Origin of the sequence: Plantibacter sp. ME-Dv--P-095, assembly GCF_030209365.1 — a bacterium.
Lineage (GTDB): Bacteria > Actinomycetota > Actinomycetes > Actinomycetales > Microbacteriaceae > Plantibacter.
This window is the reverse complement of sequence record NZ_JARVSB010000001.1, coordinates 135412-149778: the sequence shown is the minus strand read 5'-3', so window position 1 is coordinate 149778 and position 14367 is coordinate 135412. Positions and strand designations below refer to the sequence as shown.

Below are 14367 nucleotides of genomic sequence, written 5' to 3'. Positions count from 1 at the left end.
GGCTCACCGACCTCCCGTCGGGTCGACCGCGAGGTCGAAGCCGCGATCGTCTGGACCGAGTCGGTGCCAGTCCACCCTGAGGCTGCGTCGGCCGGTGAGGACGCGCCGCGTACCGGTCACCTCGATCGTCCGGGTGACGGGCCGTTCGCCGGCCGACGGACCGGCTGACAGCACGGACCTGCCCGGCTCGACGACCCGCCGACCGTCGACCCCGGTGAACGAGAGCCGATCGGCGGACACGGCGAACCGGACCGTCGCTGTCGTCCCCGCCGCGAGGTCGATGCGCGCGAAGGCGATCAGCTCGACGGCGGGCCGGACGACCGAGGCGACGAGGTCCGAGCCGTAGAGCTGGACGACCTCGACGGCGTCCGCGTCACCGACGTTCTCGACCGTCACCTCCACCAGGAGCTCTCCGTCCACGGCGAGTTCGGGCGCCGCCTCGAGTGAGCGGTAGCGGACGTCGCCGCCGGTCAGGCCATGACCGAACGGATAGAGCGGTGTGGGGTCGAGCACGCTGATCCCCCGCGACGCGAGACCGAGCGGTGGTTGCAGCGAGGTGCCCGACATGGCGGGCGACCGCGGGATCTGGACCGGGAGCCGTCCGCTCGGCGCGACGCGTCCGGAGAGCACACCCGCGACGGCTGCGGCACCCTCCTGGCCGGGGAAGAACGCCTGGACGACCGCCTCGGCGGCTCCGTACTCGCCCAGCGCGTACGGGCGTCCGGACAACACGACGAGAACCACCGGTGTGCCCGTCGCGAGGACGGCGAGCACGAGCTCGTGCTGTCCACCCGGGAGCCGGAGGTCCTCGGCGTCGCACCCCTCACCAGAGGTGCCGTCGCCGAAGAGACCGGCGATGTCACCCACGGCGAGCACCACGACGTCGGCCTCCGTCGCCGCCCTCACGGCCGCCGGGATGCCGGAACGGTCGGTGGTGGTGATGCCACAGCCCTCCTCCGACACGAGGTCGGCGCCCGGGAACTCCGTGCGCACCGCGTCCAGCAGGGTCGGGATCGCGATCCCGAGATCGTGGCCCGGGTGCTTCGACAGGACGTGGTTCGGGAAGGCGTAACACCCGACGAGACTGCGGAACTGGTCGGCGGCCGGGCCGATCACAGCGATGCGCGACCGCGCGTCCAGCGGAAGCACGCCGCTGTTCCGGAGGAGCACGATCGACTCCTCGGCGAGCCGGGTCGCGATGGCGCGGTTCCGCGGACCGTCGAGATCGGTCGCCGCGGCGTCCTCCGGCACCAGCGGGCCCCCGTCGAGCAGGCCGAGCTCGACCTTCTGCCGCAGATGCCGGAGGACGGCCCGATCGACGAGCGCTTCGCTGACGGTCCCGTCCCGGACCGAGCCGACCAGAGCGGCGCCGAACCCCACGGTCTCCGGGAGCTCGACGTCGATCCCCGCGGTGAGGGCGAGGGCTCCGGCTTCCGCCGCACCGTCGGCGATCCGGTGCATCGTCGCGAGGAACGGGATCGCCCAGTAATCGGCGACGACGGTGCCGTCGAAGCCCCACTCGTCGCGCAGGACGCCCGTGAGCAGCTCCACGCTCGCCCCAGCAGGGACGCCGTCGAGGTCGGTGTACGCGTTCATGACGCTCCGGGCGCCGCCGAGCCGGATGGCGGTCTCGAACGGCGGCAGCACGACGTCGGCGAGCTCACGCCGGCCGATGCTCACCGGGCCGTGGTTCTTCGCCCCGCGCGAGGCGGCGTAGCCCGCGAAGTGCTTGAGCGTCGCGACGACGCCCGTACGCTCGAGGCCCCGGACATAGGCGGCGCCGAGCTGGCCGACGAGGTACGGGTCCTCCCCCAGGGTCTCCTCGACCCGGCCCCAGCGGTAGTCCCGGACGACGTCGAGGACGGGTGCGAGTCCCTGGTGCACCCCGACGGCGCGCAGGTCGGCGCCGATGGACTCGGCCAGGCGTTCGACGAGGTCCTCGTCGAAGGAGGCGGCCCAGGCGAGCGGCGTCGGGAACGCGGTCGCGCCGTACGCGGCGAAGCCCGTCAGGCACTCCTCGTGCGCGATCGCGGGGATGCCGAAGCGGTTGCCGTCGACGACCTGCTGCTGCAGCTCGCTGAGTCGGCGCACCCCGTCCGGCACCGTCACCGGCTCAGTCCCGAAGATCCGGGTGAGCTGTCCGAGTCCGCCGTCGAAGCCGGTGTCCGTGGGAGACGACACCGTCTCCGCGGCTGCGGTGGAATCGGTCGCTTCGACACTCGGGGCGAAGTCGCCGCCGGAGTCGGTGAACCACACCGAACCGAGTTGCGCCACCTTCTCCTCGAGCGTCATCGCTTCCAGGAGCGCCTGCGCCCGCTCCACCGGCGACAGACTGCGGACGTTCCAGCGACCCCGCTCGACCGGCCGCGTGGCCGACCGGGGGCCTTCGTGTTGCAGGGTCATCCCTTGAACGCTCCGTCCATGATCCCCGTCACCATGCGCTTGCCGACGAAGATGAAGGCGATGAGCAGCGGGATGGTGGCGAGGAACGAGCCGGCCATCGCGAGACCGAGGTCGATCGACCGCTGCGACTGCAGCGCCTTGATCGCGATCTGGACGGTGTACATCTCGGGCGACTTCAGGACGATGAACGGCCAGAGGAAGTCGTTCCAGGACCCGACGAAGCCGAGCAATCCCAGGACGAACGCCGCGGGACGGATGACCGGGAAGACGATCCGCCAGAAGATCTGCCAGGTGTTGGCACCGTCGAGTTTCGCCGCCTGCAGCAGTTCGTCGCTGACGGAGCTCGAGATGTGCTGCCGCATCCAGAAGATGCCGAACGCACTCGCGAGCCCGGGGACGATGAGCGCCTGCAGGGTGTCCACCCAGTCGAGGGCGCTGATGATGAGGTACTGCGGGATCACGCTGAGCTGCGTGGGCACCGTCATCGTGAGGACCACGAGGATGAACAGGGCGTTCCGGCCGCGGAACTCCAGTTTCGCGAAAGCGAAACCGGCCAGCGCGCACAGCAGCGCCGAACCGACACCGATCGACAGCGCGACGATGAGGCTGTTGATCATCGACTGGACGAACGGCACCGTCTCGAGGACCAGCCCGACGAGGTGGAACAGGTTGTCGCCCGGGTACAGCCGTGGCGGCAGGGTCGTCGCCGTCGCCGAATCCGTGGTGGCGACCACGAACATGAAGTACAGCGGGAACATGCTCACGATGACGGCACACACGAGCAGCACGTAGGTGTACCACGGGATGCGGCCGACCCGGCCACTGTTCCGCTTCCGGCCGGCGGAGGTCGCGCTCGCCAGCAGCTGGGTGGAGTTGAGCGTCTCGGACATCAGCGTCCTCCTCGGGTTCGGGTGGACAGGAAGAAGTTCAGGAGGGCGACGAGCACGACGATCACGAACAGGGCGACACCGATCGCCGACCCGTACCCGAACTCGAACTGGCCGAAGCCCTGCTCGTACAGGAACAGCGTGAGGGTCTGACACTGTCGGGCCGCACCACAGGTGAGACCGGTGGCCGGGTTGACCAGCAACGGTTCCGTGAACACCTGGAGCCCACCGATCGTCGAGGTGACGATCGTGAACACGATGATCGGTCGGAGCGACGGGATGGTGATGTAGACGAACTGCTTCCAGCCACCCGCACCGTCGACCGCGGCGGCTTCGTACACGTCCCGCGGGATCGCCTGCAGGGCCGCCAGGTACAACAGGGTCGTGTACCCCGTCCATCGCCAGACGACCATCAGGGCGACGAGGAACCAGGAGCCGACCTTGTCGTTCAGGAAGTCGACGTGGTCGCCCCCGAAGAAGCCGATCAGGTAGTTGAACAGGCCGTAGTCGCGGTCGAACAACTGGGCGAACACGATCGTGGTCGCCGCGACCGAGGTGATGTACGGCACGAGCATGGCCATCCGGAAGCCGGTCGCGAAGCGCAGACGCACGTGGTTGAGGAGGTGTGCGAGCCCGAGCGCGATGATCAGCTGCGGCACCGTCGAGATGATGAAGATCGCGAAGGTGTTGAGCATCGCGTTCCAGAACCGGGGGTCGGCGGCGAGTCTCGTGAAGTTGTCGAAGCCGATGAACGTCTGTTGCCCGATCGGGTTCCAGTCGAACAGGGAGACCACGAAGGTGAACACGAGCGGGATCAGGCCGAAGACGGCGAAGATCAGGAAGAACGGGGCGATGTAGAGGTACGGGGCGAAGCGTTCCGGCAGGGTGTTGCGGATCCGCGTCCCGATACCGGGCGGCGACTGCTTCGGCAGCAACCGGGGTGGGGCGATGAAAGTAGTCACGATGATCCTTCGGGGGCGTTCCGGCGTGCTGCTCGGCCGGAACGCCCCGGGTCGGAGCGGAGGTGTGGACGGAAGTGGGGTCAGCCGCCGAGGGCGTCCTTCACGGCCTTCATCGCGGCGTCCCACGCCTTGTCCGGTGGGGTGTTGCCCGCCTCGACGTCGGTGACGGTGTTGATCATCGCCGAGCCGATCGTCGCGGTCTCCGGACCGTTGAAGAACGGCTTGAACTCCTGCAGGGACTTGCCGAGCACGTCACCGATCTTCGAGTCGCCGAAGAACGGGTCGGTGTAGTCGGCGATCGCCGTCGACTCGTACGCTGAGACCGTGCTGGGCAGGGCACCGGTGTCGGTGAAGTTCTTCAGCTGCGACTCGGGCGACTGCATCTCCTTGATGTACGCCCACGCGGCCTCCGGGTTCGCCGCGCGCTTCGGGATGGCGAGGTAGCTGCCACCCCAGTTGCCGGCGACCTTCGGCACCGTCGTCACACGCCACTGGCCCGAGGTGTCCGGCGCGTCCGTCTTGATGCTCTTCAGCATCCAGGAGGGAGCCGCCATCGCGGCGAAGGCGCCGTTGGTCTTGCCCGTGCTCCAGCCGGTGGAGAAGGCGGGGACGTTCGCGGTGATGCCCGCCTCGATCGCCTTGATCGAGATGTCGAACGCCTCCCGAACCTGCGGATTCGTGTCGTACACGAGCTCACCCTCCGGCGTGTAGTACTTCTCGTCGACCTGGTTCACGGTCTGGAAGAAGACCGAGGTGCCGGCGTTGTCGAGGAACGGCTTCCCGGTGGCGGCGACGTACTGCTCCCCGACAGAGATGAAGTCGTCCCAGGTGGGCCACAGCGCCGCGACCTCGTCCGGGTCCGATGGCAGGCCGGCGGCCTCGAAGAGGTCCGCGCGGTACGCCATCGACATCCCGCCCACGTCGGTCGGCACCCCGACGACGGCGTCGTTCTGCGCGACCGCCTGGTCCCAGACCCATGGCAGGTAGTCCTTGGAGATGTCGTCGGCGCCCATCGTGCTCAGGTCGACGAAGTTGTCGGGGTTCGCGACGAAGTTCGGCAGGTCGTCGCCCTGGATGAGCACCAGGTCGGGGACCTTGCCACCGGCCAGCGCAGCGGTGAGCGCCTGAGCGGTCTCCTGCGTGCTGCCGACCTCGGTGAGCTTGACGGTGATGTCGGGGTGGGCTTCTTTGTACTTCGCGACATCGGCCTTCTGGTTGATGCCCGTGAAGGACCAGAACTGGAAGGTCTTGTCATCGCCGCCGCCGGACCCGGAACAACCGGTGACCAGGGCGCCGACCATGACGGCGACGGTTGCTGCTGCTGCAAGACGGAATTTCACTGGAAATCCCCCTCCTATGCGGGATCGTGTTCCGCGGTGTCGCGCTACGTTGCGGTCACCGGCCGGAGAGCGATCTCCGGCTCGCGCCGATGTCGACTGGATCGGGAAGCATCCGGACCGTTCGGGCGTGGTGATCACCATAGGCAGCGCGGTTCCGGGGCACCAGGTCAATATTGCGCAACTCGGAGACCGCTCTCTCGGACTCTGCGATGCTCGTCACCAGACCACCGGCAGGTGGACGATCGCAAAGGAGCGAGGATGCGCAAACCGACCCTGGTCGACGTCGCCCGAGAGGCCGGCGTCTCCCGAGCGACCGCCTCGCGGGTCCTCGCCGGAGCCTCGACGGTCGACGCGTCGATGGTCGTCGCCGTCCGGGAGGCGGCCGTGAAACTCGCCTACCGGACGAACGTCGCAGCCCGGTCGCTGGCCGGCGGCAGGACGGGCGCCGTCGCGATCGTCCTCGCGGCCGGCGAACTCGAACCGTTCTCCGGCTCGTTCGTCGCGGCACCGCTCAAGGGCGCGACCGCCGCCCTTCTCTCGGCGGCCCAGCAGCCCGCCCTGTTCCTCGCGGATCCACACCAACTCGACGCACTCGTCGCCTACCTGGCGGCGCACTACGTGGACGGGGCGGTGGTGATCCTGCAGCACGAGATCAGCACGATCACCCAGGCGCTCGCGCCGGTGGACCTCCCGATCGTCTTCGTCGGCCGCCCGATGGGCGAGCACACGGAGGACGTCACCTTCGTCGACTCCGACAACTACGCGGGCGGCCGTCTCGCGGCCGAACACCTGATCGCCCTCGGCCGCACGCGGATCGGCGTCATCTCGGGCCCCGCCGACATGGCCGCCTCCAGCGACCGCGTCCGAGGCTGGCGGGACGTCCTCACCGAGCGCGGCCTCGACACCCGGGCGATCGCCCGAGGCGACTTCACCATGCCCAGCGGGTCGTCGGCCATGGCGCGGCTGCTCTCCCGATACCCGGACCTCGACGCCGTCTTCGCGGGCTCGGACCTCATGGCGGTCGGGGCGATGCGCGTCCTCGAGGCCAGCGGCCGAAGCGTCCCGGACGACATCGCGCTCGTCGGCTTCGACGACACGGTCGTCGCAGCCACGGCGGAACCGCCGCTCACCTCGGTCCGCCAACCGTTGGAGCAGATGGGACGGGTCGCCGCGGAACTCGTCATGGAGCTCATCGCCGGCCGGACGGTCGCTCCGCGCTGGCTCGACACGACGCTCGTCGTCCGCGACTCCGCCTGACCATCGGCCCACCGGCCACTCAGACCACCTCATCGACCGGTTCGGAGGAACCATGTCCGATCTCCCAGCGACGCCCGACCTCCGCGTCATCCATCTGCAGTGCGACGGCGTCTCCGTCGTCCTCACCCAACGCGGGACCCGTCTCCCGGCGATCGCGCACTGGGGAGCCGCCGTCCAGGGCACCGACGCCGAGTGGCTGGCGGCTGCTGCAGCCACCGTGCGCGGCGACCTCGTCGACGGCTCGGACGCACCGTACGAGCCGAGCCTCCTGCCCGAACACGCGCTGGGCTGGTCGGGTCTCCCCGGCCTCCGGGCGCATCGGGCCGGAACCGCCTGGTCGTCGCGCTTCGACGTCACCTCGGTCGAGGTCGACGGTCGAGCCCTGCGGGCCGGCGAGGTGCTGCAGTGCGGCGCCGCGCTGATCGCGGTGTCGGCGGTCGACGGACAGACCGGCACCGTGATGCTCCTGGAGGTCGAGCTGACGTCGAGCGGTCTGCTGCGGACCCGCGCGACCGTCGGGAACCGCGGCGACGACCTCCTCGAGATCGAGGGCGTCGCCCCCGCTCTGGCGATCCCGACGTCGGCGCGCGAGATCCTCGATTTCGCCGGGCGGTGGGGCACCGAGAAGCTTCCGCAGCGTCACCCCGTCGTGACGGGCACCCACCTCCGCGAATCGCGGCACGGTCGCCCCGGTCTCGACGCCACCGGGGTGACCGCGATCGGAACGCCGGGGTTCGACAGCCGGCAGGGCGAGGTGTGGCTGTGCCACGTGGGGTGGAGCGGGAATCACACCATCGGTGTCGAACGCACCGACGGACACCTCGCGTTCCGTGGTGGAGAGCTGCTCCTGCCCGGCGAGATCCGACTCGGCCCGGGTGACGACCACCGGACGCCGTGGTTGTACGGCGCCTACGGCGTGGGCCTCGACGACGCGTCGTCGCGGTATCACCGGTGGTTGCGTTCCGCCTCGCGGGCGGCTCGTCGTCCGCGACCGGTCACCCTGAACGTCTGGGAGGCGGTCCTGTTCGATCACGACCTCGACGTGCTGGCCGAGCTGGCGACCCGTGCCGCGGATCTCGGGGTCGAACGTTTCGTCCTCGACGACGGGTGGTTCCGTGGACGCCACGACGACACCCGTGGCCTCGGCGACTGGACCCCGGACCCCGAACGCTGGCCGGACGGTCTCGCCCCACTCGCCGACCGGGTCCGGTCGCTCGGCATGGAGTTCGGGCTGTGGTTCGAACCGGAGATGATCAACGAGGACTCCGACCTCGCCCGGGAGCACCCGGACTGGATCCTCCGCGCGCGGGACGAGCTCCCGCCGCCCGTCAGGCACCAGCAGGTGCTCGACCTCGACAATCCGGCAGCCTTCGCGTACATCCTCCGATCCATCGACACGCTGGTGACCGACCTGGGGATCGCGTACCTCAAGTGGGACCACAACCGCGACCTCGTCGACGCCGGCCATCCGTCGTCCGGCCGGGCGGCCGTGCACGACCAGACCGAAGCCCTCTACCGGCTGCTCGACGAGCTCCGGGCGAGGCACCCGCAGCTCGAGATCGAGAGCTGCGCATCGGGTGGCGGTCGCATCGACCTCGGCATCCTCGAACGGACCGATCGCGTCCACACCTCCGACAACCACGACCCCGTCGAGCGCGCACGGATGCTCCGGTGGACAGGACTCCTCGTGCCACCCGAGATGCTCGGATCCCACGTGGCCTCGGCACGATCGGCCACGACCGGACGCACGCACACGCTCCACACGCGGAGCGCGATCGCGCTGCTCGGGCATGTCGGCGTGGAGTGGGACCTGCGGGAGCTCGACGAGGACGAACGCGCGGTCGTCGCCCGGTGGATCAGCGTGTTCAAGCGTCACCGGGCCCTCATCGCCTCGGGACGCGTCGTCGGCGACGGCGAGTGGGACGACGACGCCCCGACGCTGCGCGGCGTGGTCGCCGAGGACGGTGGTACCGCGCTGTACACCCTCGTGACTCCCCCACGGTCGGCCGACTCCCGGCGTCGGGTCCGCCTCCCCGGGCTCCGCCCGGACGGCCACTACCGCCTCGCCGTCGCCCAGGACGACTCCCTCGGCCCCCGCTGGGTGATCCCAGCCTGGCTCCGGGAAGCGCCGCCGCTCGACGCCGACCCGGCCGCGCTCGAGGCGGCACCCGTGCTGAGCGGTGGCCAGCTCTCCGGAGTCGGCCTCGACCTCCCCACCTTCCAGCCCGACCGCGTGATCACGATCCTCGTGACCGCCGTCTGACCCACGACCCGCTGCACAGAACAGGACCATCCATGGACTCCACTGCGACCATCGCCGTCGACCTCGACCGCCCGGGCCCCACTATCAGCCGACACGTCTACGGCCACTTCGCCGAACACCTCGGACGCGGCATCTACGACGGCTTCTGGGTCGGCGAGGACTCGCCCGTCCCGAACGTCGGCGGCATCCGGCTCGACGTCGTGGAGGCGCTCCGCGAACTGCGCATCCCGAACCTCCGCTGGCCGGGTGGTTGCTTCGCGGACCGGTATCACTGGACGAGCGGTGTCGGGCCTCGCGAGGACCGCCCGAAGCTCATCAACACGCAGTGGGGTGGGACGAGCGAGACGAACGCGTTCGGCACCCACGAGTTCATGGAGCTGTGCGAACTCCTCGGCGCCGACGCGTACATCTCGGGCAATCTCGGTTCGGGCACGGTGCAGGAGATGGCCGACTGGATCGAGTACCTGACCGGTGCCGGCGAGACGCCGATGGCCGAGTTGCGCCGAGCGAACGGCCGCGATGAACCCTGGGACGTGCCGTTCTGGGGGCTGGGCAACGAGCCGTGGGGGTGCGGCGGCAATCTGCGCGCCGGCGCCTACGCGGACCTGGCACGCCAGTTCGGCACGTTCTGCGAGAGCGGTGGGAAGGTCCCGCTCTACCGGATCGCGGCCGGTGCCGACGGCTTCGACGTCGCCTGGACGAAGACCCTGATGGAGGTCGTGGAGGACGTCGCCTCCCACCCGTTCTCGGCGACGCCCTGGGAGGCCGTCTCCGTGCACTACTACACGATCGGCGGCAGCTGGAAGGCGAAGGGCGGCGCGACCGGGTTCGCCGCCGCCGAGTACTGGAGCACGATCGCCGCGGCCCAGGGGGTCGAGCGACTCCTGTCGTCGCATGCCGCGGTCATGGACGTGTACGACCCGGAGGAACGGCTCGGGATGGTGCTCGACGAGTGGGGCACCTGGTGGGACGTCGAGCCGGGCACCCATCCCGGGCACCTGTTCCAGCAGAACACCATCCGCGACGCCATGGTCGCGGCCTGGCACTTCGACGTGTTCCACCGGTTCGCCGGCCGGCTGCGCATGGCGAACATCGCCCAGACGGTCAACGTGCTGCAGGCGATGCTCCTGACCGATCCCGAGGGCGGCGAGATGGTCCGCACGCCGACCTTCCACGTCTTCGAGATGAACAGCCGGCACCAGGACGCCACCTCGCTCCCGACCCACGTGGTCGGACCGAGCCGGGTGGCCGACGCGACGGCTCCCGGGATCCCGACCGTCTCCGCCTCGGCGAGTGTCAAGGACGGCGTCCTGCACTGCTCGCTGACGAACGTCGACCTCGACGCGCCGCTCGTCGTCGAGATCGACTTCCGCGGCGGATCGGTGACGGATCCGCACGGGCGACTGCTCACCGCCGAGCGGCCCGACGCCCACAACCGCCCAGGTGAGACCGACGCCGTGTCGCCACGACCGCTGACCGACCTCCACGTCACCGCCACCGGTATCCGGGTGACGCTGCCGCCGCACTCCTTCGCCACCATCACGGCTCAGGTCGTCGCCTCGTGAGCGGGGTGGACGACGCGGACACCGCCGTGCGCGCCGAGCGTCGGTCGCAGGCCGCCCGGCCGCCGATGGGGTGGAACAGCTGGGACTGCTTCGGCGGGTCCGTCACGGAGGCCGAGGTACTCGCCAACGCGGCGTTCCTCGCCGAGCACCTGCTCCCTGTCGGCTGGGACACGGTGGTCGTGGACATCCAGTGGTACGAAGCGACGCCGGGGGTCGACGACTACGAACGCGTCTCCCACCCGACGCTCGACGCCTGGGGCCGACCACAACCGGCACCGAACCGGTTCCCGTCCGCGGCATCCGGCGGGTTCCGCGCCCTCGCCGACCGGGTGCACGCGCTCGGACTGCGCTTCGGGGTGCACCTCATGCGGGGCGTCCCGCGCCGGGCCGTCGAGCTCGACCTGCCGATCCTCGGCTCGACGGCCACGTGCGCGGAGATCGCCGATCCGAGCAACGTGTGCCCGTGGAACCCCGACAACGTGGGCGTCGACATGAGCGCGCCTGGCGCCCAGGCCTACTACGACTCGGTCATGGCGCAGCTCGCCGACTGGGGCGTCGACTTCGTCAAACTCGACGACGTGCTGTACCCGCCGATCCAGACTGCGGAGATCGAGGCCATCTCGCGGGCGATCGACACGAGCGGTCGGCCGATGGTGCTCAGTCTGTCCCCCGGGAAGCGGCTATCCACCGAGCACCTGGACACCCTGCGATCGACCGCTCAGCTGTGGCGGATCTCCGACGACCTCTGGGACGACTGGTCCGCGGTGCTCGAACAGTTCCAACGGCTGGCCCGCTGGGCGCCACACCAGCGCCCGGGGGCGTGGGCCGACGCGGACATGCTGCCGCTCGGGCGGATCGGCATCCGCGCCCACGTCGGTGCGGACCGGCTGAGCCGCCTCACCGCAACCGAGCAGCAGACGCTCATGACGCTCTGGTGCATCGCCAGATCCCCGCTCTTCGTCGGAGGCCATCTCCCCGACACCCCGGCGCACACGCTCTCACTCCTCAGCAACCCACAGGTGCTCGCACTGCTCGGCAGTGACGGCAGCCGGGAGATCATCCGCGACGGCGACCTCGTCGTCTGGGCGGCGGAGCTCGGCGAGACCCGATGGCGCGCGGTCTTCTGGCTGGGAGACGCGGACGCCGAGGTGCGGATGCACCTGGCCGATCTCGGGTGCGCCGACCGGTCGTCCGTCACCGAGCTGTGGAGCGCGCAGCCGGTACCCGTCACGGGTGGCGCCGTCGACCTGTCCCTGACCGCGCACGGCGCCGCCCTCCTCCGGATCGACGACTGATGGACCACCACCCGCAGCCGCCCGTCGCACGGCATCGGGTCGAGCTCGAAGAACCGGCCACGCGGTTCGTCGACCGGTTCCTCATCGGGAACGGCTCCCTCGGCGCGGCGCTCGACGGCGTACCGGGACGCGAGGGCATCGACCTGTCCCTCGACACGCTGTGGTCGGGAGGTCCGAGACGGCCGGACGGTGCGTCGCGACCACGCTCGGCTCGCGGCGCACTGGCCTCGGTGCGTCGGGCGATCGCCGACGACGACCCGCTGGCGGCCGACGCCCGCGCGGCCGCCCTGCGCGGGACGACGTTCACCGAGTCCTTCCAGCCCCTCGGCCGGCTCACCGTCGACTACGCGTCGCCCGACGACGGTGCGCGCTCGCGACGAGCACACGACCTCGCACGGGGTGTGGTCGAGACGAGGAGCACGTGGAGCGGGCGGGCGGCCACGCTCTCCGCGTTCGTGTCCGCACCCGACGGGGTGCTCGTCGTCGAGGTGGTGGGCGACGGGGTCCGAGAGCCGATGCTCGGTTTCGAGACACCGCACCCGTCGACCACGACAAAGGACGCCGTCGGCGACACCCGGTGGTGGTCGTCGACGGGCCGCGCGCCCTCGGGGGTGCGGCCCTCCTACCTCGGCGGTGACGACCACGACGCCGTCCGATACGCGACCGATCTGCCGGACCCGGACGGTCTCGTCGATGCGGGCATGGCGTGGGCGCTGACGATCGCGGTGCAGCCGATCCCTGGCGGATTCCGCCTCGTCGCCGGTGCGCGTTCAGGACACCGCGGCTGGCGGGAACGGCCGCTCGGTGATCCGTCCTCGCTGCTCTCGCAGACGCGGACGACGGTCGCGCGTGCGCTGCGTCAACCCGACGGTGCCCTGCTCGCCAGGCACATGGCCGACCACCGGTCGCTCTTCGACCGTGTCGAGCTGGATCTCTCGGGATCGGCGTCCGCGTCGGCCGACGCTGCGGAGCGGTACTTCGACCTCGGACGGTCGCTCCTCATCGGCAGTTCCCGAGCCGGAGGCGAACCGACGAACCTCCAGGGCGTGTGGAACGATCAGGTGCGGCCGCCCTGGAGCGCGAACTTCACCACCAACATCAACCTCCAGATGAACTACTGGCCGGCGGAGAGCACCGGACTCGGTGGCCTGGCCGAACCGCTCGCCCGCTTCATCGGCGAGCTGGTGGACGCCGGGCGGCGCACCGCTCGAGACGCCTACGGACTCGCCGGTGCGGCGGCCCACCACAACAGCGACCTCTGGCGACACACGGACGCCGTGCCGCTCGACGCCCACTGGGCGAACTGGCCGAGCGCACTCCCCTGGCTCGTCGCGCACCTCCACCGCCGTCTCGAGGACGGCGCCGATCGCGCCGCACAGGTGAAGGTCCTCCAGCTCCTGGAACCGGTGGTCGCCTTCGTCCTCGGGATGCTCATCACCGATGCCGACGGATCGCTCGTGGTGAGTCCGTCGACCTCCCCGGAGAACCGGTTCGTCGTCGGCGTGGGGTCTTCGGCTGCGCTGACCGCCGGGGCGGCGATGGACCAGGAGCTGGCGTACGAGTGCCTCCGCGACTACCTCGCTCTCGCGGAGCGGGTCGGTGTCGGCCTCGCGGACGTCGACCTCGTGGGTCGATCGCAGGGGGCCTTCGACGCCCTCCGCCTCCCGCGGATCGGTCACGACGGCGCGCTCCTGGAGTGGGCGGCGGAACGCGAGACGACCGAGCCCGGCCACCGGCACCTCTCCCACCTGTACGGCCTGTATCCGGGGACGCGGATCACGGAGACGGGGACGCCGGAGGACTTCGCGGCGGCCCGACGTGCGCTGCGACAGCGACTCGAGCACGGTGGTGGCGGAACCGGATGGAGCATGGCGTGGGTGCTCTGCCTGGCCGCGCGACTCCGGGAGCCGGAGCTCGCGTCGCACGCGCTCAAGGCCCTGCTCGGACCGCTGTCGTCGGCCTCGCTGCTCGACCTCCACCCCATGGGTGAGCTCGACGCCGTGTTCCAGATCGACGGCAACCTGGGCGGGACCGCCGGTGTCGTCGAGCTGCTCGTCCAGGGGCATGGCGGCGTCGTGTCGCTCCTCCCGACCGTCCCTGCCGAGTGGTCGGCCGGGAGCTTCAGAGGGTTCCGAGTCCGTGGTGGGCACGTCGTCGCGGCGGCGTGGAATGATCACCGCATCTCCAGCGCACGACTGCGCCTCGCCGCAGCCGAGGTGATCGTCGAGCTGCCGGACGACGGATCGACGATCACCGTCACCGGCCCGCACGGACCGTGCCCGCCTCACGTCGTCGACGGCGCACCAAGCGGACGGCGGCGCATCCTGCTGGCGACGCCCGGTGTCCACGAGCTGGTGTTCGCCGCGCCAGGTGTCGGGAGTCGGCCCTGACGTGC

9 protein-coding genes are annotated in these 14367 nt (G+C 70.4%); 5 read left to right on the top strand and 4 right to left on the bottom strand.

All coding sequences use genetic code 11. The features are described 5' to 3' along the window. Positions 1–3: 3 nt before the first annotated feature. From QRN26_RS00675 to QRN26_RS00660, 4 genes are all read right to left on the bottom strand, one after another. Complete coding sequence (locus QRN26_RS00675) at positions 4–2403, bottom strand: beta-glucosidase family protein (protein ID WP_285034892.1); 2400 nt, start codon at positions 2401–2403, stop codon at positions 4–6. Next, positions 2400–3293, bottom strand: coding sequence for a carbohydrate ABC transporter permease (locus tag QRN26_RS00670; RefSeq protein WP_056006061.1), 894 nt, complete (start codon positions 3291–3293; stop codon positions 2400–2402). Before QRN26_RS00670 ends, QRN26_RS00675 begins: the two co-directional genes overlap by 4 nt. Further along, positions 3293–4252 (bottom strand): carbohydrate ABC transporter permease, encoded by a 960-nt coding sequence (locus QRN26_RS00665; RefSeq protein WP_285034891.1) that lies wholly within the window; start codon positions 4250–4252, stop codon positions 3293–3295. Before QRN26_RS00665 ends, QRN26_RS00670 begins: the two co-directional genes overlap by 1 nt. A gap of 80 nt (positions 4253–4332) precedes the next feature. Continuing rightward, positions 4333–5592, bottom strand: coding sequence for an ABC transporter substrate-binding protein (locus QRN26_RS00660; RefSeq protein WP_162235729.1), 1260 nt, complete (start codon positions 5590–5592; stop codon positions 4333–4335). Between the two features lie 258 nt (positions 5593–5850). Between QRN26_RS00660 and QRN26_RS00655 the strand changes: the two genes are divergently transcribed. Genes QRN26_RS00655 through QRN26_RS00635 form a run of 5 tightly spaced genes read left to right on the top strand, consistent with a single transcriptional unit; the run spans position 5851 to position 14362 of the window. Next, complete coding sequence (locus QRN26_RS00655) at positions 5851–6849, top strand: LacI family DNA-binding transcriptional regulator (protein ID WP_056006070.1); 999 nt, start codon at positions 5851–5853, stop codon at positions 6847–6849. Between the two features lie 52 nt (positions 6850–6901). Continuing rightward, positions 6902–9112 (top strand): alpha-galactosidase, encoded by a 2211-nt coding sequence (locus QRN26_RS00650; RefSeq protein WP_285034890.1) that lies wholly within the window; start codon positions 6902–6904, stop codon positions 9110–9112. Between the two features lie 32 nt (positions 9113–9144). Beyond that, on the top strand, positions 9145–10677 hold the full coding sequence (locus QRN26_RS00645) for an alpha-N-arabinofuranosidase (protein ID WP_056006076.1): 1533 nt from the start codon (positions 9145–9147) through the stop codon (positions 10675–10677). Beyond that, positions 10674–11972 carry a glycoside hydrolase family 27 protein gene (locus QRN26_RS00640; RefSeq protein WP_235522544.1) on the top strand — a complete coding sequence of 433 codons (1299 nt, stop codon included), beginning with the start codon at positions 10674–10676 and terminating at the stop codon, positions 11970–11972. The genes QRN26_RS00645 and QRN26_RS00640 overlap by 4 nt, the downstream gene beginning before the upstream one ends. Further along, on the top strand, positions 11972–14362 hold the full coding sequence (locus QRN26_RS00635; RefSeq protein ID WP_056777640.1) for a glycosyl hydrolase family 95 catalytic domain-containing protein: 2391 nt from the start codon (positions 11972–11974) through the stop codon (positions 14360–14362). Before QRN26_RS00640 ends, QRN26_RS00635 begins: the two co-directional genes overlap by 1 nt. The last annotated feature ends 5 nt before the right edge of the window (positions 14363–14367 follow it).